Consider the following 20,593-nt stretch of genomic DNA (forward strand, 5'->3'; position numbering starts at 1 on the left):
CCAATCCGCCCAATCCGCCCAATCCGCCCAATCCGCCCAATCCGCCCAATCCGCCAGTGCCGCTGATGTTGGGTGCCGCCAAGCCGCCCAAGAACGCCCATGCGGTGCCGTCAATGTTGGCCAAGTCAGGCAGGGATGTTTTCGCGGGCGAGGCCACCACATCTTCATGACTTCTTTTGCCGCCGGGCTGCCCAACCTGTCGATCTATCGATCTGTCGATCTGTCGATCTGTCGATCTGTCGATCTGTCGATCTGTCGATCTGTCGAGCTGTCGAGCTGTCGATCTGTCGATCTGTCGAGCTGTCGAGCTGTCGAGCTGTCGAGCTGTCGAGCTGTCGAGCTGTCGTTTCGGCCGGGCTGCAAATGTTGACCAAGTCAGGGGAGGGATGTTTTCGAGAGCTGGGCCACTGCATCTTCCATGGACTTCCTTGCTCCCAATTCGCTGAACTGCCGATGCCGCCGAGCATCAATTATGCAGGGCAGCTGATGCTTGCCTATAAACCACATAAAATGATTCAAACCACATAATAAACCACATAGGAAAATATAAAATCCCTTTGAAAACAATATCTGAACCACAAAACCACATTAACCACACCTATATAGCTAATTAGCTTATTTTTTCATACAACATTAATGCCAGACTTGCTGCATTTACGCAGCATTCAGAGAAGATTTGTATGAATAATTAAGAGCATTAGCTATAAGTATCACCTTATTGAGTACGTTTTGAAACTCGGATTTTCTGACTGGGGTAATTAATTGAGGTATACGTATATTGAAGGATTTATAACGCATTGAAAAACAAATATTTTTTATAAATATTTAACTTCCAACGTCGCTACCTATGCGGCCGCCCTGTTGCTCCTCACCCTGTTCAGCACCTGGGATGTCAAAATGGTTTGGGAAATCATCCCGACGCTGTCTGTCATTGCGCCAGGCGCCGCGCTGTCCGCCTCGGTTTTGTCCGTCTTCCTGCCGCAGGCACCGCCTGCGGATGAGGCGCAACCGACGCCGCAAAAAAGCCCGCCCGCAGCAACCCATGCCCCTGCCGCGACGACGCACACCGGGCAGGTCCGCGCATTGTCCATGAAGGACTACGCGTTCTATATCTCGGCGCAAACCCTGTTGGGCGGTACGCTGACGACACTGATATTCGTCCTCTTCATGGCAGATGATGATGTCTTCCTTCCGGCGCTATTGCTCTATATCACCTTCTGCGCCCCTTTTGCGGTGGTGTGCTGCTGCACGGGCTTTCTCATGGGCTATCTGCGCCTGTGCCGCGACGCGCACGGCATCACCCGTTCCATTGTGCTTACCGTCGTCATCTACACGATTACCGTACTGCTCTTCGCGCTGTTCATCGAGGCGCTGTCTTACATCGTCCCGCTGTTGCCACTCGTGCTGTTATCCGCCGCGCTGTCCGCCTCGGTTTTGTCCGCCCTCCTGCCGCAGGCACCGCCTGCCTGAACGCCCGTTGCGGCAGTGCCGCACGCCGCCGTTTGCCTTGTCCCGGCCGGACGCGCTGCGTACAATCGCCCTGCATGCCGAACGACATGTTTCCATTCATGGCAATACAGAGGAGTAACTCTCATGCAAGAAAACGTCATCGTCGCCATCTTCAACGTTCCCAGCGAGGCCTACCAGGCCTTTTCCGAACTGAAAGCCCATACCCAGACCGTCGACAGCCTGATTGCCCAGGCCGTGCTGGTGAAAAAGGAAAACGGCCTGCTGATTCCCGCCGAAAGCACCGATTTCACCGCCAACAGCACGGAGGGCGCGTGGACGGGCGGCCTGATCGGTGCCTTGCTCGGCATGCTGGGCGGCCCCGTCGGCGTATTGCTCGGCGGCTCCTTCGGCGCGCTCATCGGCAGCGACGCGGGCGCGGCGCAGACCGCAGGTGAAGCCTGCCTGCTGGAAAATGCCGCGCAGAAACTGGACGACGGCAGCACCGCCCTCGTCATCCTCGTGCAGGAAGCGGATGAAGCCGCGCTGGATCAATTCTTTGCCCGCTTCCGCACCGTGGTGCTGCGCCGCGACGCCGCCGCCGTGCAGCAGGAAGTGCTGGCCGCCGCCGAAGCCCAGGCTGAAGTCGCCCGCCAGGTGCGCGACGCGTGGAAAAAACACAAAGCCGCCGAACGCCGCGAAAAGGTGGAAGCCTTCAAGGCCGAGCTGAAAGAAAAATTTGCTACCCTCGCCGCGAAGATCAAGAAGAAAGGCTGAAAACTGCCTGATATGCCGGAACGGCCTGTACCGCCCGATGCGGTGCAGGCCGTTTTTTATGCAGCGGGGCGGTCGTCATGCGCGGTATCCCTCCGCCGCCGCCTCGCGGACAAAATCGAGAAAGCACTGCACCCGCGCGGGCAGCAGGCGGGTGGCGGTCAGGGCGTGGATGGTGATGCCGTCTGCCGCCCAGTCGGGCAGGATGACGATGCCCATGCCGGCGACGGCGAGGCGTTGCAGCAGGCCGGGGCTGTTGGCACGGCAGGGCGCGTCAATGGCGATGGTTGCGCGGCGGCCGTCGGTGTGGTGCAGCGTCCAGCTTTCTTCCTGCGGAAAACCCGGGCAGCGGTGGCGGGCGAGGTCGGCGGGCTGTGGCACTTCCTCGTGCGCGGCGAGATAGGTGGGGCGGCGTAGAGGTAGCGCGGCAGGTGCATGAGCGGGCGGGCGATGAGACGCTCATCCAGCGGTTCCCCGGCGCGGATGACGGCATCGACCGGGTCGCGGAACAGATCCACCCGCTGCGGCGAGACGTCCAGTTGCAGGCGGATGGCGGGGTAGCGCGCGGTGAAGGCGGGCAGGCGCGGCGCCAGCCACCGGTAGGCGAAATCCACCGGCAGTGACAGGCGCAGCAGGCCGGCGGGCTGCTGCGGGTTGCCGTCCGGCTCGGCGAAGAGCCGCGCCGCTTCTTCGCCGATGGTGCGGGCGCGCTCGTAGAAATGCCGCCCCGCTTCAGTCAGCTCGATGCGGCGGGTGGTGCGTTGCAGCAGTTGCAGGCCGAGCGCCTTTTCCAGCGCGCTGATGCGGCGCGACAGCGTCGATTGCGGCAGGTGCAGCTTTTCCGCCGCGCGGCTGAAGCTGAGTGCCTCGGCGACGGCGACGAAGAGGGTCATGTCGTTGAAATCGGGCATGGATTATTCCGCTGGTGCATAAGAGTTATCCATTCTAGGGGATTTATCCGCCGCCGGCGGTCATCCATACTGCTCGCACATTCACCAACGAGGACATCACCATGTACCAACCTTTCTCTTCCCAAGATGCCGTCATGCTTTTGATTGACCACCAGGTCGGCACCATGAGCTGGGTCGGCTCCATCCCCTTTGAAGACATGAAGCGCAACGCGCTGATGCTGGCGAAAAGCGCGGCGGCATTGGGCATCCCCACCGTGTTGACTTCCAGCATGGAAGAACACGCGCAGGGCCCGCTGCTTGCCGAGCTCGGACAAATCCTGCCCAAAGCATTTGCCAACCGCGTCAAGCGCGCCGGCATTGTGAATGCCATGGCTGACCCGAATTTCGCCACTGCCGTCAAAGCTGCCGCCGGCGACAGAAAACGCATCATCATCGCCGGCGTGACCAACGATGTCTGCACTGTCTATCCGACCCTCACCCTGCTGGAAATGGGCTACGAAGTGCAGGTGGTGGCCGATGCGGGCGGCTCGCCCAGCGCCATCGGCGACGAATTGTCCCTGCGCCGCATAGCCGCCGCAGGCGCAACGGTCGTCGGCACCAACCAGCTTATTGCCGAACTGGCGCAGGACTGGAGCAGCGCGGACGGGCAGAAACTGCTCGCCGTTGTTGCCGAAGCCTTGCAAGGAGAAAAATCATGAAACTGCTCGAACCCTTCACCCTCGGCACCTTCACCCTGAAAAACCGCATAGTCATGGCCGCCATGACCCGCAGCCGCGCCGCCGCCGACGGCACCCCCACCGCCATCATGGCCGAATACTATGCGCAGCGCGCCTCGGCGGGGCTCATCCTCTCCGAAGCCACCAACATCTCGCCCGCCGCCATCGGCAGCCCCTTCACCCCCGGCCTCTACAACGACGCGCAAATCGCCGCCTGGCGCCGCGTGACTGCCGCCGTGCATCAGGCAGGCGGCCTTATCTTCGCGCAACTGTGGCACACCGGCCGCGTTGGTCATTCATCCGATCGCGGCGGGGCGCTGCCGCTGGCGCCGTCGGCGGTCAAAATCGAGGGGATGCAGCACTTCACCGCGCAGGGGATGCGGGACTACGAAACCCCGCAGGCGATGACGGCAGCCGACATCGAGACGACCATCGCCGACTACGCGCAGGCAGCGAAAAACGCCATCGCCGCCGGATTTGACGGCGTCGAACTGCACGCCGCCAACGGCTACCTGCCGCAACAATTCCTCGCCGACAGCAGCAACCGGCGCACGGATGCCTACGGCGGCAGCATAGAAAACCGCGCCCGCTTCACCCTCGACGTGATGCGCGCACTGATTGCGGCGGTCGGCGGCGACAAAGTCGGCATCAAAATCAGCCCGCTGCACCCCTACGCCGGGATTGTCTTCACCGACCCCGTCGGCGATTACCGCTACCTGATCGGCGAACTGGGCAAACTGGATTTCGCCTTCGTCGAACTGATGAAACGCAGCCCGATGTTCCCGCTCCTGCCGCACTACCCGCAGGACGACGAAATCGCCCGCTTCGGCCCGCTGGTCAAGCAGACGCTGGTGGCCGGCACCGCCTACACCCGCGACAGCGCCGAAGCCGAACTGGCACGCGGCATCGCGCAACTGATCGCCTTCGGCAGCGGCTTCCTCGCCAACCCCGACCTGCCGGAGCGCTTCCGGCAAAACGCCCCGCTGAACGCGCCCGACCGCGCCACCATGTTCGGCGGCGGCGGAAAAGGCTACATCGACTATCCGGCGCTATAAGCGGCCGCGACAAACCGCCCTCCGGGGCGGTTTTTGCCTGCCTGCTGCGCGAACGGATGGATTTCGGGCGGAGGCCGACGCATCCCGTCTGCGGCAGAGCCGATTTGTGCCTGCTGACCGAACGCCCTGCTGGCGCAGGTGCTGGCCGAACTGCACGCGCACGGCGTCATTCCGCTGAGCGGCATCGTGCCGCACACCGGCGCACAAGGCGCCGTGCAATCCGTCTATCTGCGCGACCCCAACGGCAACCTGCTGGAAATCAGCCGCTATCCGTTCCCCCCGGTGGCAGAAAACCCCTGAAAGCCGCACACCGTCATGCATCCGCCTGCTCTTCCCGCAGACTCCCCACCAGGGCGCGGAACAGCGGCGCATCGGCGCGGCGGTGCGGGTAATAGAGATGGTAGCCGGTGTAGCTGATAGCCCAGTCGGCCAGCACTTCCACCAGCGTGCCGTCTGCCAGCCGCGCCTGCACCACATCGCGCGGCGTCCAGAACAGGCCGAAGTCCGCCAGCGCCGCTTCAACCAGCACCGCGCGGTTGGCGGCGAAGCGGCCGGTGGCGCGGATTTTCACCACCTTGCCGCTGTGGGGGGCGAGAAATTCCCACACCAGCGGCCCGCCGGAGGAGAGGATGAGGTTGATGCAGCGGTGGGCGGCCAGGGCGGACGGCGTCTGCGGCGTGCCGTGGGCGGCGAGATAGGCGGGGCTTGCCACCACGCACATCCGCATGTCGGGCGAGACGCGCACCGCGATCATGTCGCGTTCCAGGTCGTCGCCGAGGCGGATTCCCGCATCGAAGCGCTCGGCGACGATGTCGGCAAAGCGCGATTCGCCCACCAGTTCCAGCTCCACTTCGGGGTAATCGCGCAGGAAGCGGGCGAATTTTGGCCAGAGCTGCGCGATGGCGTGTTCGGAGCCGTTGATGCGCAGCCGCCCGCGCACGGTGTCGCGCATGGCGGAGAGGGCGTTGAGTTCGTCGTCAATGACGTCGAACAGCGGCGAGAGTTTCTGATAGAGGCGCTCGCCCGCCCCGGTGGTGGCGACGCTGCGCGTGGTGCGCTGCAACAGCTTGATATGCAGGCGGTCTTCGATGCCGCGAATGCAATGGCTCAGCGCCGACTGCGACACGCCGAGGAGCTGCGCCGCCCTGGTGAAACTGCCGACACGCGCCACGACGAGGAAGGCGCGCAGGTCGTTCAGGTTTTCTTTCATGCTTCCGGTTCCCGGCTAAAAGCCGCCAGCCTATGCGCTTCGCGGCGGCGGGGCAAGCGGGGCTTTTTGCCGTGAAGGAAGGAGAGGCCATGAAAAAACCGCCCCGGAGGGCGGTTTTTTGGCGGGCGGTGTTCACACGTCCCAGTTCTTGAAGCCGGTCAGCCAGCGCGCGAAGTTGGGGTCGCGGTGGTCGAAGAAGCTGTTCGGCAGGCTGGTAGCCAGTGCGCTGTGGCCGGTATCCAGCGTGGTGAGGCGCAGCATGTCGTCGCTTGTCAGCGCGAAGTCGAAGATGGCCCGGTTTTCCCGCATGCGTTCGGCGCGCACGGTTTTCACCAGCGAGACGATGCCGCGCTGATAAAGCCAGCGCAGCGCCACCTGCCCCACCGTTTTGCCGTATTTTTTGCCAATTTCCGTGAGCAGCGGCTGGTTGAAGAAGTCGTATTTGCCCTCGGCGAAGGAACCCCAGGCTTCGACGGTGATGCCGTTCGCCTGCATGTAGCCCACTTCGCGCGTTTGCTGATGGAAGGGGTTGACCTCAATCTGGTTCACCATCGGCGCGATGCGGTTGAAGGTAGCGAGATCGACGAGGCGGTCGCTGTGGAAGTTGCTGACGCCGATGGCGCGGATTTTCCCCGCTTCATAGAGTTCTTCGATGGCGCGCCACGCGCCGTGCACGTCGCCGTAGGGCTGGTGGATGAGGTAGAGGTCGAGGTAGTCGAGTTGCAGGCGGTTCAGGCTGCGCTCGAACTGGGCTTTGGCGGCGTCGTAACCGGCGCTGTTCAGCCACAGTTTGGTGGTGATGAAGAGTTCTTCCCGCTGGATGCCGCTCGCGCGGAGGGCGCGGCCGACCTGTTCCTCGTTGAAATAGGCGGCGGCGGTGTCGATGTGGCGGTAGCCGTTGGCGATGGCGTCCGTGACGACGCGTTCGCATTCTTCCGGCGCGACCTGATAGACGCCGAAGCCGAGCAGCGGGATGGCGACGCCGTTCGCAAGGGTAGTGGTGGTTTGTTGGGTCATGGGGGTTCTCCGGTTTAGGGTTGGGTGTGCGGTACTTCGCTCCAATGGCTATACAGGTTTCAACACACAGGACGACACATGAAGCACGCTTCTATATGTTGCCCTGATTTGGAAGGGTTACACCTCTCCAAATATTTCCTGACTTTACCGCTCTGAAGAGCGGAGTTTCAACCATTAAGGAAGCTTTGGTGAAGTTAGAGCGACGGTTTTTGATCAGCCATTGTCCGTGGCGGTGGCGGTTTCTGCGGCAGTCGGCGCGGCGTAAGCAGGAAGGCAGGCGGCAAGCGCCAGGGCAAGCAGGGCGGTTTTTTTCATGGGCCTTTGCCCTCCTCGCTCCACCAGTATTGGGCGGTGGCACCGCCGTCGATGAGGATGTCGCTGCCGGTGATGTAGCCGCCGCGCTCGCTCATCAGCAGCTCGGCGAGGTTGGCGATTTCGTCCGGCGTGCCGCCGCGCCCCACCGGCAGGGCGGCGAGCATGGCGCGGTAGAAGTCTTTACGCTCGCCGTTGAGTTCGTCGTTGGCGAGCGGGGTGTGGATGATGCCGGCGCTGATGCAGTTCACCCGCGCGCCGCGTTGCCCCCAGCGTACCGCTGCGGCGGCGACGCGCAGCGCATTGCCGCGTTTGGAAAGCTGGTAGGCGCGCAGGCTGTCGGTTTCGTTTTTGATGTAGGGCAGGTCAAGCAGCGCTTCGCACGGGGTCAGCGCCAGTTCGCGGTTTTGTTCGGGGGTGAGCGGTTCGAGGCGGTGCGCCGACTGCGAGCCAATCATCACCGCCGCGCCGCCCGGCGCAATGATGTCGCCGAATATTTCCAGCAGCACCGCCGTGCCGTAGAGATCCACCTTGAAGAGCAGCGCGGCGGGCGCTTGCGAGGGCGAGACCCCGGCGGTGTTGATGAGTCCCTTCACCGCGCCGAGCGAGGCGGCCAACGCGGCGACGGCGCGGATGCTGGCGCGGCTCGATACGTCGCAGGCGGTGGTGTGCACGCGGTAACCGGCGGCGCGCAGTTCTTCCGCCTGCTTTTCCGCGTGTTCGGGTTTAAGGTCGGCGAGGATGAGCTCGCGGCCGACGCTGACGCGGCGGGCGATGGCAACGCCGATGGCGCCGCTGCCGATGAGGACGATGACTTCTTTTGGCATGGTGTTCTCCTGTAATGGAAGCGCGCATTGTAGGCGGCGGGTGTGGACGGATAAACGCTAGCGCGTCGCTAGGGGTTATGAAGGGGATTCATAAAAGACGCGTAACGCTGCCGCTTATCGCGCGGGATTACAATAATTGCCCCCTTCAATCACAGAGGAACCCTCATGTCCCGCTCCCTGCTTGCCCTGGCCGTCTGCGCCGCTGCCGCCGTCCACGCCGAACCGCTGCCGCTGATCAGCAACGACGCCAAATACTGCGTGAAGCCCGATGTCTGCGACACGGTCATCGTTACCGCCATCAATAGCCCCGATGCCGCGCTGAATGCCTATGCCGACAGTCTTTTCAACAGCGCGGACGATGCGGAAACCGCCGCAGAATACCGCTTTACCGGCTTCGATCACGCCGCGCTGGAAGCGTGGATTACCCGCGTCGGCAAGGAAGAACTCGGCGATGGTGAAGACGTACCTAACAACGACTATTCCCACGATTACGGCGTCAAGCAAATCGGCGAAACCGCGCATTACCGCCTGCTTGAATTCATGGTCAGCACCTACCTCGGCGGCGCACACGGCATGTATGGCAGCAGCTTCCACGTCCTGCCGAAAGCGGGCGAGCTACGCCGCCTGACGCTGGACGACATCCTCCTGCCCGGGCAGCGGCAAAAGCTGGACGCCCTGCAAAAACAGGCTTTCGAACGCGCCCTGAAAGCGGACGGCTACGGCAGCGGGGCGATGAGCGACGCCGAAATCAAGGAACTCTACGACACCTTCCCCTTCACCGCCAACGACAACTGGCGCTTCGACAGCAAGGGGCTGGTCTTCCAGTACGCCCCCTACGAAATTACGCCGTACAGCCTGGGCGCACCGGAAATTCTCGTGCCGACGGCGGAACTGCACGGCATCATCAAGCCGGACATCCTCGCCGAACTGCCAAGCTGGCAGCGCTACGATGCGGGCAAGGCCGAAAAACGCCCGCAGTGGCGGCAGCCATAACCATGCGCCTCCTCCTGCTGTTGATGCTGCCGGTGCTGCCGCTCCCTGCCGTCGGCCTGCACGATTTCCGGGAAAACGGCCGGGGCGGCCTGCAAGACGGGGCGGGTCGGGTGCTGGTGCCCGCCGCCTATCCCGACACCGGCTGGGGAACATACGAAGAAGCGCCGTAAGGCGGGGAAATCGAATTTATCGTCAGCCTCCGGCAAGAAGCCCTGCCGCCGGTATCGCCGCCCCGGCCCGGGCGGCGGGTGATGTCTGTGACCGCGCAGGCAACTCCCTTTACTCGCCGCTCTTCTTCGACAACGGCATGGACCTTTGGCACGAAGGCTGCCGCCGCTTCGTCGAGCGGGGCAAAGTCGGCTTCGTCAATGGCAACGGGGAGAAAATCATCCCCGCCCGTTACATCGCCGCTGACCCGTTCCACCACGGCTACGTGACCGTTTACACCGGCAACTGGCGCACGAAATACACAGACGGCGGCGAGCACGCCGTGCTGGAAGCGGCGGACGCGACCGCACAGACCCACATCATCAACCTGCGCGGCGAGACCGTGCGCGGCAGCACGCAGCCGCTTGCGCCGGCAGACATCAACATCGGCGGGCGCTACTACCCCTATCCCTTCAAGCACAGCCCGTTCGAGCAATACATCCTGGCGAAACTCGCCGCGACGCCCGCCCTGGCCGAACTCGCGCTTTACGACTACACCGGGCCGCGCGACGGCCTTGTCCTCGGCTTCGCCATCACCGCCCGGCCTGACCGCATCGAACCCTACTACCGCCTGAGCGCCTACATCTATGACAAGGAGCGGCGGGCATCCCGCGACGATGAAATGTCGCGCATCATCGCCGACCGCGACGGCCGCCTCTACTTCCGCGCCTGGGGCGAAGACACGCCCATCCCGCTGAAAGACCGGCTGCGCGCAGCGCTGGCAGACGCGCGCGCGGACATGATGCAACGCCGCGACCGCCCGCGCCCCTACCGCTTCAACGCCGTACGCCGCCTGCTTGCATTGCCGTTGCAGTGGTTTTGATACCCCATCCCCAAGCGATCATCTGCCGTAGGGCGGGCTTCAGCCCGCCGCAATCATATTAATGGTGAGCTGAAGCCCACCCTACGAACCCCGTTTTATTTCTTGGGATCGGAAGGAGGCGTTGCAGGCGGCCTCTCTGCGTTTTGGGAGGCACGGGCGGGTTTTTTGTCGTGCATGACGTATTTGGCATGCCCCGCCCGCAAAAAAGCCGCCCGGTCATCCGGACGGCTTTTGTATTTAAGGAGCGCCGTTTTTATTTGAAGTCGTCTACTGTCAGCAGTTTGCTTTCCTGAATGGCCTTCACGTTGCGGGTGCCGGCGAGCATCATGTTGATGGCGAGTTCTTTTTTGAACTGGTCCATGACGGAGTTGACGCCTTGCGCGCCGCCGAGGTGCAGGCCGTAGAAGATCGGGCGGCCGACGGCGACGATGTCGGCACCGCTGGCGAGTGCCTTGAAGACATGCGAGCCGCGCCGCACGCCGCCGTCGAAAATCACCGGCACGCGCTTGTTCACCTGCTTGGCAATGCTAGGCAGCATGTCGAAGGTGGCCGGCGCGCTGCCGAGCTGGCGGCCGCCGTGGTTGGAGACCCAGATGGCATCCGCGCCGGCGTCGATGGCGATGTTCACGTCTTTGGGCGATTGCACGCCTTTGACGATGACCGGCAGGCCGGAGAGTTTTTTCACGTAGCCGATGTCTGCCGGGGTGAAATTCTGCTTGGCCTGGGCGAAGATTTCGCCGATGCCCGAACCCTCGCCGGATTTGGTGCCGTCGTTCCGGGTGGCGAGGAAGGCTTCGAGGTTGGCAAAGCCGAGCGGGAACTTGAAGTTGGTGCGCACGTCGTCTTCCCGGTAGCCGCCGACCGGGGCATCGACGGTGAGGATGATGGCTTTGGCGCCGTATTTTTTGGCTCGCTCGATGGTGAAGCGGTTGAAATCGTCGTTTTTGCTCATGTAGAGCTGGAAGAAGAAGGGCTTGCCTTCGCCGACGGCGGCGGACACTTCTTCGATGGTCTTGTTGCCGTAGGTGCTCAGGGCGGGGATGGAACCGGCCTGAATCATGCCGCGCGCGGTGGCCTCTTCGCCATCGACGTGGGCGAGGCCGTGGGCGGCCATCGGCGCCTGGATGACCGACACGGTGAGCGGGATGCCGAACAGTTCGGTGGTCATGTCGATGTCGGCGGTTTCCAGCCCGGCGAGGATGCGCGGCTCGATGTATTTTTTGTCGAAGCTGCTGGTGTTCTCGCGCAGCGACTGTTCGTTTTCCGCGCCGCCGCGCACATAGCCGAAGGCACCGGCGCTCATGCTTTTTTGCGCTTCCGCTTCCAGTTCTTCCAGATTGACGATGTTCAGCGGCTTGTCCGCCGTGCTGGCCTGATAGTCTTCGGCCAGGGCGGGGGTCAGCGTCAGTGCCAGCAGGGTGGCGGCGAGGCAGGGTCTTGTCGTTTTCTTCATGGGCTTTTCCTGATGGGGTGAAATGTTCGGAGCGAACGCGGTGTCTATACAGGTAGTCGCCGGACGCTGTCAAAACGGCGGCGGCTCACAGCAGCCATTCGACCGGCAGCCAGCTCAGGATGATGGTGCTGCTGCGGCGCAGCCAGCTGCTGGCCGGTTCGCGGGTGTAGGTGACGGTGCGGCCGTTTTCCAGGCTTTGCCATTGCAGTCTGCCGTTGTCGTCGAGGCTGACGGCATAGGCGTGGGTGGGCAGGTTGGCGGCGAGGTGGCGCGCGAAGTCGCCGGCAAGCGCCGGGCTGTCGATGAGGATGCCGTCTTCGCTGTTCAGCGCGGCGGAGCGCGGGTCCATGTTGAAGGAGCCGACGAAGACGTATCTGCCGTCGGCGGCGAAGCTTTTGGCGTGCAGGCTGGCTCCGCTGTGGCCGGTGATGCCGCCGTGGCCGCTTGCGCTGATGGTGGCGCCGGGTTTGAGTTCGTAGAGGCGGATGCCCGCCGCGAGCAGGCGGCGGCGGTATTTGGCGTAGCCGGAATGGACGGCGGCGACGTCGCTGGCGGCGAGGGAGTTGGTGAGGATGGTGATGCGCACGCCCCGCCCGGCGATGGCGATGAGTCCCGCCGCGCCTTCGGCGGTGGGGACGAAGTAGGGCGAGACGATGATGAGTTCGCGCGTGGTTTTGCTGAGGACGGGGCCGATGTCGGCGAGCAGGGTGGCGCTCAGGGCGGTTTTGCCGAGGAGTTTGTCCGGCGGGTCGCTGTGCAGGGTGGTCGGCCCCCAGTACAGCGGCAGGCTGCCGTCGCGCAGGCGGGCGACGGGGTCGTCCCGGTCGAGGGCGCGCAGGTAGGCGCGGGCGGTGGCGCTGTCGGGCAGGGCGGGGGCGGTGCGGCTGCCGCTGCCGGGGATGATGAGGGCGACGGGGTAGGCGGCGGCGCCGTTCCAGTAGCGGTCAAAGTCGTCCGCGATGGCGGTTGTCACCGGGCCGATGCTCAGGGTGTCGAGGTCGGCGAAGAGGACGCCGTCGCCGCTGCCGAAGTATTCGTCGCCGATGTTGCGCCCGCCGATGATGGCGATGTGGCCGTCGGCGGTGAAGGTTTTGTTGTGCATGCGGCGGTTCAGGCGGGGGAAGTCGCCGAGGTAGCCGAGGATGCGCCAGCGGCGCTGCATGAAGGGGTTGACGAGGCGGACGCTGATGTTCGGGTGGGCGTCGAGGGTGAGGAGGAGCGGGTCGAGGCTGCGGGTGTTGTTGTCATCGAGCAGCAGGCGGACGCGCACGCCGCGCGCGGCAGCGCGGTAGAGGGCGGCGGCGAGCAGGCGGCCGGCGTTGTCGTCGTGCCAGAGGTAGTATTGCAGGTCGAGGCTGCGTTGCGCGCTGTTGATGAGGGCGAGGCGGGCGGCGAAGGCGGCGCGGCCGTCGGCCAGCGGGTAATGGCCGCTGGCGTCGGGGTGTCCGGCTTGCAGGGCGGTGATGCGCTGTGCCAGCGGGGTTGCCGTTACCGCAGGCAGGCGGTGGGTGGTGCCGATGTTGTTGCGCGGCGGCAGGGGGCGGTAGCTGCAAAGGGCGGTGGCGATGAGGATGGCGATCAGGATGAGGAGACCGCCGGCAATCTTTTTCAGCATGGGCGGCGGGGTCAGCTGAAGTCGAGCCCGCGCAGCGCCGCTTCGAGTTTGCCGCGCGCGAAGAGGAGGTTCCAGCGGTTGCCGCCGTAGGCGCGCCACAGGCCGGTGGCGCGCACGCCGCACAGCAGCAGGGTGCGGATGCGGTTGATGGTTTCCGGCTGTTTGAGGTATTCGGGGCGGCCGCCGACCATGATTTTCCCCGCCGCCCGGCTCGCGGTGTCCTGGTAGGCGGCGGCGAGACCGGCGAGGAGGTTGGGGTGGTTCGGCGGGTAGTGTTCGGCCTGGCGGCGCGCGTCGTGCAGGCGGGTTTTGAGGATGTCCATCAGGGCGCGGTTTTTCGCGAGGCGGCGTTCGACGTGCAGGATTTGCGCGCTGTAACGCAGGCTTTGCCGGTCGTTCTTGCCGTTAAAGACGCGCAGGAACGCATCGCGGCCGCGCGTGAGCGGGTCATGCGGTTCGCCGTAGTAGTCGGCGATGTCGGCGGCGTCATGGCGCAGCAGGCTGGGGATGAGGGTGTTTTCGGCGGCGTCATCGGTTTCGCCGCGCTCGGCGGCGGCGCGCAGGCGGTCGATGGCGAGGAAGAGGGCGGACATCGCCCAGGCTTGCGCTTCGGTATCGGTGTGCTTCATGGGGCTTCTGCGGTTGGGTGGCGGGCCTCGATGACGCCGCCGCCGAGGCAGCGGTCGCCGTCGTAGAGGACGAGGTATTGGCCGGGGGTGACGGCGCGTTGCGCTTCGGCGAAGGCGACGTGGATTTCGTCGTCGCCGCGCCACTGGATGCGGCAGGGCTGGTCTTCCTGGCGGTAGCGGGTTTTGGCGGTGTAGATGTGGTTTTCTTGCGGCGCTTCGTTCAGCCAGGAGAGCTGGCGGGCGGTGAGCGCCTGGTGGTAGAGCAGCGGGTGTTCGCCCTGGCCGACGATGAGGGTGTTGTCGGCAAGGTTTTTGTCGAGGACGTACCACGGTTCTTCGCTGGCACCGGCGACGCCGCCGATACCCAGCCCCTGCCGCTGGCCGATGGTGTAGTACATCAGGCCGATGTGTTCGCCGATCCAGGCGCCTTGTGCGGTGATGATTTTGCCGGGCTTTCCCGGCAGGTAGGTGCTGAGGAAGTCGCGGAAGGGGCGTTCGCCGATGAAGCAGATGCCGGTGGAGTCTTTTTTGTCGTAGGTAACGAGTCCCGCTGCCTCGGCGATGCGGCGCACCTCGCTTTTTTCGAGGCCGCCAAGCGGGAAAATGGCGCGCGCGAGCTGCTCAGGGGTGATTTGGCTTAAAAAGTAGCTTTGGTCTTTGCCGCCGTCCACGCCTTTGTAGAGGGCGGGCGCGCCCGCGTGTTCGCCGCGCCGCGCGTAATGGCCGGTGGCGAGGTAGTCAGCACCGTGAGCAGCGGCGTAGCGGGCGAGTTCGGCGAACTTGATTTCGCGGTTGCAGAGGACGTCCGGGTTCGGCGTGCGCCCCGCCTGATACTCGGCGAGGAAGTGCTTGAAGACGCGCTCGTGGTATTCGGCGACGAAGTTCACGGTGTAAAGCGGGATGCCGATGGTTTCGCAGATGTCGCGGGCGTCTTCCAGGTCTTCTTCGAGGGTGCAGTAGCCGCTGCCGTACGTCTCTTCCCAGTTTTTCATGATGATGCCGAAGACGTTGTAGCCCGCTTCTTTGAGCAGGTAGGCGGTGACGGAGGAATCGACGCCGCCGGAGATGCCGACGGCGATGGTGGCGCTTTTCGCGGGGAGGTAGGTGTGGTGCATGGGCGGTGTGGTTGCAGGCATGGGCGGTATTGTAGCGCGGCTTCTTTGTGGCGACGCGCGGCGCTACACTGCGTGCCTTCACAATCATTCATGAGGCTTTTATGTATTTGACCTGGAAGGCGCTGCATATCATCGGCGCGGTGTGCTGGTTCGCGGAGCTGTTTTATCTGCCGCGCCTTTTTGTGTATCACGCGCTGGCGCAGGCGGAGGGGGATGATGCCTCGATGCGGCGCTTCTGCGTGATGGAACGCAAGCTCTACATCATGGGGCATATCGGCATGGGGATGACGCTGCTCTTCGGCGGCCTGCTCTTGTGGGCGGGCGGCTGGGCCTTTCTGAAAGGGCAGGGCTGGCTGCACGCGAAGCTGCTGCTGGTGGCGGGGCTGGTCGTCTATCAAATCGTCTGCGGGCGAATGAACCGCGCCTTCGCTGCCGGAAAGAACCGCCGCAGTCATGTGTTTTACCGCTATTTCAACGAGGTGCCGAGCCTGGCGCTGATCGGCATCGTGCTGCTCGCCAGTCTGAAGCCGTTTTGAGCGGGTCGTTATGGCACCGGTCCCCGCCGCGCCGGTGAACGGAGGCGTGCACGGCGCGGGGGGAGACGGTAGCCGCTATGGTTTTGCGGCGGTACTCAGCCGCGTTCGCGGAAGTCGTCGCCGATAAACGTGCGCAGCGGGTTGCCGCGCTCGATGTGGAAATGGCGGCAGTGCTGCGCGTATTGCGCGGCCGCTTCCCGTTCCGCCGCCAGCGCGGCGTGGCGGGCGTCAAGCAGTTGCCGGGCGAGACGACGGTTGGCGTGCTGCGAGCGCTCGGCCTGCACTTTGACGCGCAGGCCGCTCACGCTGTCCGTCGCCCACACCGCGCTGCGGGTTTTGTTGACGTGTTGGCCGCCTTTGCCGCCCGCCTTGCAGCTTTGGATGCGGATGTCGCCGCGCGCGACCGGGGCGGCGTCTGCCAGCGGGTAGATGCCGATGTACCAGTTTTTGCGCGGGTGTTTCGGGCGGAGGCGGCTGTGCCAAATCCAGCAGAGGGTGCCCTGCCAGCGCGCGGCGAAGGCCGCTGTGCCGTCGCCGCCCAGGGTGATGACGGCGGAGCGGATGCCGTGCGCTGTGCGGCGTTCGTCGCTGACCGCCACACGGATGCCGTGCGCGGCGGCTTCTTCTTGCAGACGTTCGAGGGCGAGGGCGGCGGCGTCAATGTAGTCAAGGGCGGCAGTGCGTTGGAGTTGCTGGATGGCGCTGCCTTCGGGGGTGGTTTTGTGGTCGGCAATGATGACCACGGGGGTGTGGTTGCCCATAGGGAATCCTGTGATGGTCATGCCAATTCCGGCAAATCATTCGGGGGCGCTGGCGCGCCTCCCCGGCTTGTTTTCCGGAATCGGTATTCAGATAAAGGACGCAATCACAGGCGGGCGGGAGAAAAGGAAGGGAAGCCGCTCAGGCGTTGTGATTGCAAGGGGTGGTGCTGGTCGTGATGGTGCACGTCATGGGGACCTCCTTGCGGTTGGATGGATGGGAAACGGGTGCGGATTATAGGGAGGCTGGGGCGGGCGGGCAAGGGTTTGTGGCATTGCTGCAACAGGCGCAAATCCCGCGCGTCCCGCTCAGAGGATGCGCAGCAGTCCGGGGTCGTCGGCATGGTCGAGCAGCATGGCGCGCACGCGGCTTTGCCACAGTTCGCCGAAGCGGGCGAGTTCGTCCGGCGTCGCCCGCCCGCTGACCGCTTTCGGCATCAGGCTTTGCATTTCTGCGGGAAAGGGGACGACCGCAGCGTTGAGTTCGAGCTCGACGGCGGCACCGTTATCGAGGCGGCGCAGCCGCATCAGGCCACGGATGGGGGCGTCGTAGGCAAGCAGGTCGCGGCGGGCGAAACGGGCGGCGGGGCCGATGCCGCCGAAGCCGGTTTCCGCTGCCGCGCCGGTGAGCAGGGTGGCGACGGTGGCGATGACGCCGGTGGTGCCTGCGTCGCGGCTGTCGCGCATCTGCACGGCAATGCCACCGCGTTCGGGCAGGTCGTCACCATAGAGGGCGCGCAGGCCGCGCCGGGTAAGCAGGTAGGCACCGGCGACGGTCGGGCAGGAATGCCCGGCGAGGCGCACCGCGTCGGCGTAGTGGTATTCGAGGATGCCGTCTTTGGCGGCGCCGAGGAAGGCGGCCAGCGGGTCGCGCACGCGCTGGGTCGGGGCGGCGGCAAAGAAGGCGGGGAGGGTTTCGTTCATGGGAAGGCTCCGTTGGGGTTGGTTGGCGGATAGGGTCACATAGGAATGGGGCAAGGCGGCGCAACACCGTTACGGTTTTTTAGATATTTGACTATATCCGAAAGCCCCGCCGGGGCGGGGCTTTCTGTACAGGTCGGAGGCTCAGTGGGGCAGGGGGTTGCCGTTCAACAGGATTTGGCCCTCTTTGCTTTCGATTTTGGCGCGGTATTCGTCACCTTCGAGGGTGACGAACATGGCGCCCTGCTGTTCGACCATTTCGCTGAAACCGAGTTTGTCCACCAGCGTTTTGCTGACGCGGAATTCGGCGTTCAGGTCGAGATTGTTTTTCAGGAGCGTTTGCAGGGGCAGCGGGTTTTCCTGCGCGTTATCAATCGCCTGCTGCCATTCTTCCGCCGTAACCGGGCTGTCGCTGCGGATGCCGACGGAGGCGGTCAGCAGTGCCTTGCCGCTGTCGGTTTGCGCTTCGAGCCCGGTATCGAAACGGGTTTTGTTTTTGACGATTTCGCCGATCGCGGTTTTGAATTTTTCGCGGGTTTCCGGCGGTAAGTCGGTTTTGCCTGCCGCGAGATGCGGATTGAGCAGTTGCAGGCCTTCGCCCAGGGCGGTGTTGGCGGCAGCGGAGAGTTCGCTCAGGCCGACGTGGATGCGCAGGCTCTGCGGCTCGACCGGCAGCGCCGGAATCGCCTGTTTCAGGGAGGCGCCGTCGAGTTTGAAGAGGAAGGTGCCGGTCATGTCGTAGTTGCCGGCGGCGGTTTTTTTGCTGTCCGTCTTGAAGTTGAAGTCGCCGAGGTTGATGGTGTCGGTGTTGTGGGTGACGCGGATGCCGGTGGCATCGACATTGACGCTGCCGAGGTAGCCACCGATGGCGCTGTCGAATTTCAGGCCTTCGCCTTTGCCTTCGATGCCCGCCAGTTCGAAGGTGCTCATGCCGTCGGCACCGGTGGTCTCGGTCTTGATGGGATCGATTTTGAGGTGGAAGGTGCCGTCTTCCTTGATGCCCCAGCCGCCTTTGACGGCCGCGATGCTGACGGTCGAGGTGTTGCCGTCTGCCTTGTCGGCATCGGTGATGGTCAGCGGTTCAAGGGCGAAGTCGATGTCGAGGACACCGTCGGTCAGGGTTTTGCTGTTGTAGCGGATGTTGTAGGCAAGCCCCTTGAAGTCGATGCTGTCGTCGCCGTTTTGATGCTGGAACGGGCTGATGGTCGCGGTGGCCACGGCGTTGTCGTCGGTGAGCAGGTCGGTGTGCATGTGCAGGTGGTCGAGGACGGTGCCGAGGCCGTCGGCAACGGCGGCGTTCTTGTCCGCCGCTTTCGTGTCGTCCGCCGCCGCTTCGGCCGGTTTTTCCGCGTCTGCTTCGGCCGGTTTTCCCGCGTCTGCTGCGGCGGTGGTTGCCGCCTCGGCCGGTTTTTCCGCGTCTGCCGCGCCAGTTGTCGCTGCTTCGGCCGGTTGTTCTGCGGCAGGCGGTGTTTCTTCCGCCGTATCTTCCCCGTCTGCCGCTTTATCGGTCATGGCGCTAAAGTTATCGACAAAGACCTTGACGTCTTCCGGGTTGTCGAGTTTGTGTTCGACATGGGCGACGATGCCTTTGTCCAGCAGCGCCTGGTTGTAGGTGATGGTGTCGGTGAAATGCAGGGTGACGGGCCGGATGCTGTCGCCATAGACCTGCGGGTTGAGGTCCAGTGTGAGGCTCGTTTTGGCCGTCGCGCCCGCTTCGCCGCCCTGATAGTCGCTGACGCTGTATGCGTATTTGCGGAAGAGGTTGGCATTCGGGCCGCTGGCGTATATTTTTTCGTACACGGCACCGGCGAGCGCAACATCTGCCTTGTAGCGGGCTTCGACTGCGGCGGCCTGTTGTGCGGCGGGCGCGGCGGCGGCTTTTTCCCCGCCCGTTTGGGTCTGTTCGGTGGTGCTGCCTTTTTCCGCCGGTTTTTTCTGATCGTCGCAGGCGGCAAGCAGCGCGGCGGCGGTGAGGACGGCAAGCGCCAGTTGGCTTTTTTTCATCGTGTTTTCCTGTGGTTGGGGGTGAAATTCTGCGCGATTATAACCGTTGCGCTGTTTTTCTTTATATATGTTTCGGTTAGGGTCGTTGCAGACAGGATTGGGACAAGGCGGTGGGGCGGGGCATCACGGCACTTCCTGCCACCACGTCCGCTGCGGCGGCTCGCGGTAGTCGAAGACTTCGCCGGGGTAGGGCGTCGCCACAATAAGCGGGGTGGCTGCTGCCGCCTTGCTGAAGCGCTCGATGGGCTCGCGCCAGGTGTGGCCGGAAAGGTCGTATTTCGCCCAGTGTACCGGCAGCACGGTTTTCGCGCCCACATCCAGCGCCGCCTGCACGGATTGTTCCGGCTGCATATGGATGTCCGCCCATTGGCTGTTGTAGGCGCCGTTTTCCATCAGCACGATGTCAAACGGCCCGAAGCGTTCGCCGATGGCGGCGAAGTGCGCGCCGTAGCCGCTGTCGCCGTTATAGAAGAGGCGGCAGGCGGGCGATTGCACCACCCATGAGCCCCACAGGGTGCTGTTGCGGTTGGTGAAGTTGCGCCCGCTGAAATGGCGCGCGGGGGTGAGGGTCAGGCGGATGTCGCCCAGCGCGGCTTCTTCGTACCAGTCCAGCTCGGTGATTTTGTTATCGGCGACGCCCCAGCGTTGCAGGTGCGCCTTGACGCCGAGCGGGACGTAGTAATGCCCGACTTTGGGGTCAAGCTCACGGATGGCGCGGTAGTCGAGATGGTCGTAGTGGTCATGCGAAAGGAGCACGGCATCGAGCGGCGGCAGGTCGGCGGGCAGGGTCGGATGGGTCTGCGGGAAGGGTGCGCCGCCGAAGGGCAGCGGTGTGGCACGGTAGAACACGGGGTCGGTGATGAGGCGCTTGCCCGCCATCTGGAAGAGCACGGTGGAGTGGCCGAACCAGGCGAGGCGGCCGTCTTGCAGCGTGTCCGCTCGCAGCGGCTCGCTCGGCAGCGGCGCGGCGGGGTTTTTGCCTGCGGGCGGGTTGAAGTAGCCGCGCAGCCAGTCGAGGGTGGAGTGGTTTTTGCCGTCCGGCGTGATGAGCTCGGTCGGTTCGAGGTTTTGGAAGGAGGTGCCGTTGTAGTGTTCGGAAGCCCGGATTTTGGCGAGACTGGTCGTATCCGGTTTGCCGCCGAAGGTTGGGTGGAAATGGATATAGGCGGTGACGGTAAGCGTCAGCAGCACGGTGAGGATGAGGAGCCATTTCAGGGTTTTCAGGGCGAGGAACAGGAGGTTCATGAGGATTCTGTTGGCAAAGGGCAGCA

20 protein-coding genes and 2 pseudogenes are annotated in these 20,593 nt (G+C 63.9%); 9 read left to right on the plus strand and 13 right to left on the minus strand.

All coding sequences use genetic code 11. The annotated features are described in order from the left end of the window. Window positions 1–861: 861 nt before the first annotated feature. Together Q0562_RS04305 and Q0562_RS04310 are read left to right on the plus strand one after the other, a co-directional pair. Window positions 862–1,470 (plus strand): hypothetical protein, encoded by a 609-nt coding sequence (locus tag Q0562_RS04305; RefSeq protein ID WP_298641635.1) that lies wholly within the window; start codon window positions 862–864, stop codon window positions 1,468–1,470. 123 nt (window positions 1,471–1,593) lie between these two features. Beyond that, window positions 1,594–2,223: a DUF1269 domain-containing protein gene (locus Q0562_RS04310; RefSeq protein ID WP_298641638.1), complete on the plus strand. Its 630-nt coding sequence runs from the start codon at window positions 1,594–1,596 to the stop codon at window positions 2,221–2,223. A 75-nt stretch (window positions 2,224–2,298) separates the two neighbouring features. On the opposite strand, the gene Q0562_RS04315 is transcribed toward Q0562_RS04310, so the two are convergent. Together Q0562_RS04315 and Q0562_RS04320 are read right to left on the minus strand one after the other, a co-directional pair. Next, the gene (locus Q0562_RS04315; RefSeq protein ID WP_298641641.1) at window positions 2,299–2,439 is read right to left on the minus strand and encodes a hypothetical protein; all 141 of its coding nucleotides are present in this window, start codon (window positions 2,437–2,439) and stop codon (window positions 2,299–2,301) included. Window positions 2,440–2,466: 27 nt separating this feature from the next. Then, window positions 2,467–3,131, minus strand: a pseudogene (locus Q0562_RS04320) (LysR family transcriptional regulator); the annotation flags it as partial. A 101-nt stretch (window positions 3,132–3,232) separates the two neighbouring features. On the opposite strand from Q0562_RS04320, the gene Q0562_RS04325 reads away from it, so the two are divergent. From Q0562_RS04325 to Q0562_RS04335, 3 genes and pseudogenes are all read left to right on the plus strand, one after another. Then, window positions 3,233–3,829 carry an isochorismatase family protein gene (locus Q0562_RS04325; RefSeq protein WP_298641646.1) on the plus strand — a complete coding sequence of 199 codons (597 nt, stop codon included), beginning with the start codon at window positions 3,233–3,235 and terminating at the stop codon, window positions 3,827–3,829. Next, window positions 3,826–4,902, plus strand: coding sequence for an alkene reductase (locus Q0562_RS04330; RefSeq protein ID WP_298641649.1), 1,077 nt, complete (start codon window positions 3,826–3,828; stop codon window positions 4,900–4,902). Before Q0562_RS04325 ends, Q0562_RS04330 begins: the two co-directional genes overlap by 4 nt. 89 nt (window positions 4,903–4,991) lie before the next feature. Then, window positions 4,992–5,202, plus strand: a pseudogene (locus Q0562_RS04335) (VOC family protein); the annotation flags it as partial. 13 nt (window positions 5,203–5,215) lie between these two features. On the opposite strand, the gene Q0562_RS04340 reads toward Q0562_RS04335, so the two are convergent. The 3 genes from Q0562_RS04340 to Q0562_RS04350 form a co-directional block, all read right to left on the minus strand. Then, the gene (locus tag Q0562_RS04340) at window positions 5,216–6,112 is read right to left on the minus strand and encodes a LysR family transcriptional regulator (protein ID WP_298641654.1); all 897 of its coding nucleotides are present in this window, start codon (window positions 6,110–6,112) and stop codon (window positions 5,216–5,218) included. A gap of 132 nt (window positions 6,113–6,244) precedes the next feature. Beyond that, on the minus strand, window positions 6,245–7,129 hold the full coding sequence (locus Q0562_RS04345; RefSeq protein WP_298641657.1) for an aldo/keto reductase: 885 nt from the start codon (window positions 7,127–7,129) through the stop codon (window positions 6,245–6,247). Between the two features lie 311 nt (window positions 7,130–7,440). Beyond that, the gene (locus Q0562_RS04350; RefSeq protein WP_298641659.1) at window positions 7,441–8,268 is read right to left on the minus strand and encodes an SDR family oxidoreductase; all 828 of its coding nucleotides are present in this window, start codon (window positions 8,266–8,268) and stop codon (window positions 7,441–7,443) included. 165 nt (window positions 8,269–8,433) lie between these two features. Here Q0562_RS04350 and Q0562_RS04355 point away from each other — a divergent pair, with 165 nt between their 5' ends. From Q0562_RS04355 to Q0562_RS04365, 3 genes are all read left to right on the plus strand, one after another. Continuing rightward, complete coding sequence (locus Q0562_RS04355; RefSeq protein WP_298641662.1) at window positions 8,434–9,261, plus strand: RsiV family protein; 828 nt, start codon at window positions 8,434–8,436, stop codon at window positions 9,259–9,261. A 2-nt stretch (window positions 9,262–9,263) separates the two neighbouring features. After that, on the plus strand, window positions 9,264–9,431 hold the full coding sequence (locus Q0562_RS04360) for a hypothetical protein (RefSeq protein ID WP_298641665.1): 168 nt from the start codon (window positions 9,264–9,266) through the stop codon (window positions 9,429–9,431). A gap of 137 nt (window positions 9,432–9,568) precedes the next feature. Next, window positions 9,569–10,291 carry a WG repeat-containing protein gene (locus Q0562_RS04365; protein WP_298641668.1) on the plus strand — a complete coding sequence of 241 codons (723 nt, stop codon included), beginning with the start codon at window positions 9,569–9,571 and terminating at the stop codon, window positions 10,289–10,291. 253 nt (window positions 10,292–10,544) lie between these two features. Here the strand turns inward: Q0562_RS04365 and Q0562_RS04370 are convergent, their stop codons facing one another. The 4 genes from Q0562_RS04370 to mnmA all read right to left on the minus strand — a co-directional run bounded on the left by Q0562_RS04370 (window position 10,545) and on the right by mnmA (window position 15,103). Then, window positions 10,545–11,744 carry a lactate oxidase gene (locus tag Q0562_RS04370; RefSeq protein WP_298641671.1) on the minus strand — a complete coding sequence of 400 codons (1,200 nt, stop codon included), beginning with the start codon at window positions 11,742–11,744 and terminating at the stop codon, window positions 10,545–10,547. Between the two features lie 85 nt (window positions 11,745–11,829). Continuing rightward, window positions 11,830–13,359, minus strand: coding sequence for a phospholipase D family protein (locus Q0562_RS04375; protein WP_298641674.1), 1,530 nt, complete (start codon window positions 13,357–13,359; stop codon window positions 11,830–11,832). An 11-nt stretch (window positions 13,360–13,370) separates the two neighbouring features. Continuing rightward, complete coding sequence (locus tag Q0562_RS04380) at window positions 13,371–13,988, minus strand: DUF489 family protein (protein WP_298641676.1); 618 nt, start codon at window positions 13,986–13,988, stop codon at window positions 13,371–13,373. Next, a complete protein-coding gene (gene mnmA / locus Q0562_RS04385) occupies window positions 13,985–15,103 on the minus strand; it encodes a tRNA 2-thiouridine(34) synthase MnmA (protein ID WP_298641678.1) in 1,119 nt (372 codons plus the stop codon). The genes Q0562_RS04380 and mnmA overlap by 4 nt, the downstream gene beginning before the upstream one ends. 101 nt (window positions 15,104–15,204) lie before the next feature. On the opposite strand from mnmA, the gene Q0562_RS04390 reads away from it, so the two are divergent. After that, window positions 15,205–15,639, plus strand: coding sequence for a CopD family protein (locus tag Q0562_RS04390; protein ID WP_298641681.1), 435 nt, complete (start codon window positions 15,205–15,207; stop codon window positions 15,637–15,639). Between the two features lie 95 nt (window positions 15,640–15,734). Here the strand turns inward: Q0562_RS04390 and prfH are convergent, their stop codons facing one another. The 4 genes from prfH to Q0562_RS04410 form a co-directional block, all read right to left on the minus strand. Continuing rightward, window positions 15,735–16,421, minus strand: coding sequence for a peptide chain release factor H (gene prfH, locus Q0562_RS04395; RefSeq protein ID WP_298641683.1), 687 nt, complete (start codon window positions 16,419–16,421; stop codon window positions 15,735–15,737). 285 nt (window positions 16,422–16,706) lie between these two features. Further along, window positions 16,707–17,321: a hypothetical protein gene (locus Q0562_RS04400; RefSeq protein ID WP_298641685.1), complete on the minus strand. Its 615-nt coding sequence runs from the start codon at window positions 17,319–17,321 to the stop codon at window positions 16,707–16,709. A 141-nt stretch (window positions 17,322–17,462) separates the two neighbouring features. Beyond that, window positions 17,463–19,322 (minus strand): DUF945 family protein, encoded by a 1,860-nt coding sequence (locus Q0562_RS04405; RefSeq protein ID WP_298641688.1) that lies wholly within the window; start codon window positions 19,320–19,322, stop codon window positions 17,463–17,465. A gap of 123 nt (window positions 19,323–19,445) precedes the next feature. After that, complete coding sequence (locus tag Q0562_RS04410; protein WP_298641691.1) at window positions 19,446–20,567, minus strand: MBL fold metallo-hydrolase; 1,122 nt, start codon at window positions 20,565–20,567, stop codon at window positions 19,446–19,448. Between the last annotated feature and the right edge of the window lie 26 nt (window positions 20,568–20,593).

It is taken from the genome of uncultured Cardiobacterium sp., from assembly GCF_938028825.1.
Classification (GTDB): Bacteria; Pseudomonadota; Gammaproteobacteria; order Cardiobacteriales; family Cardiobacteriaceae; genus Cardiobacterium.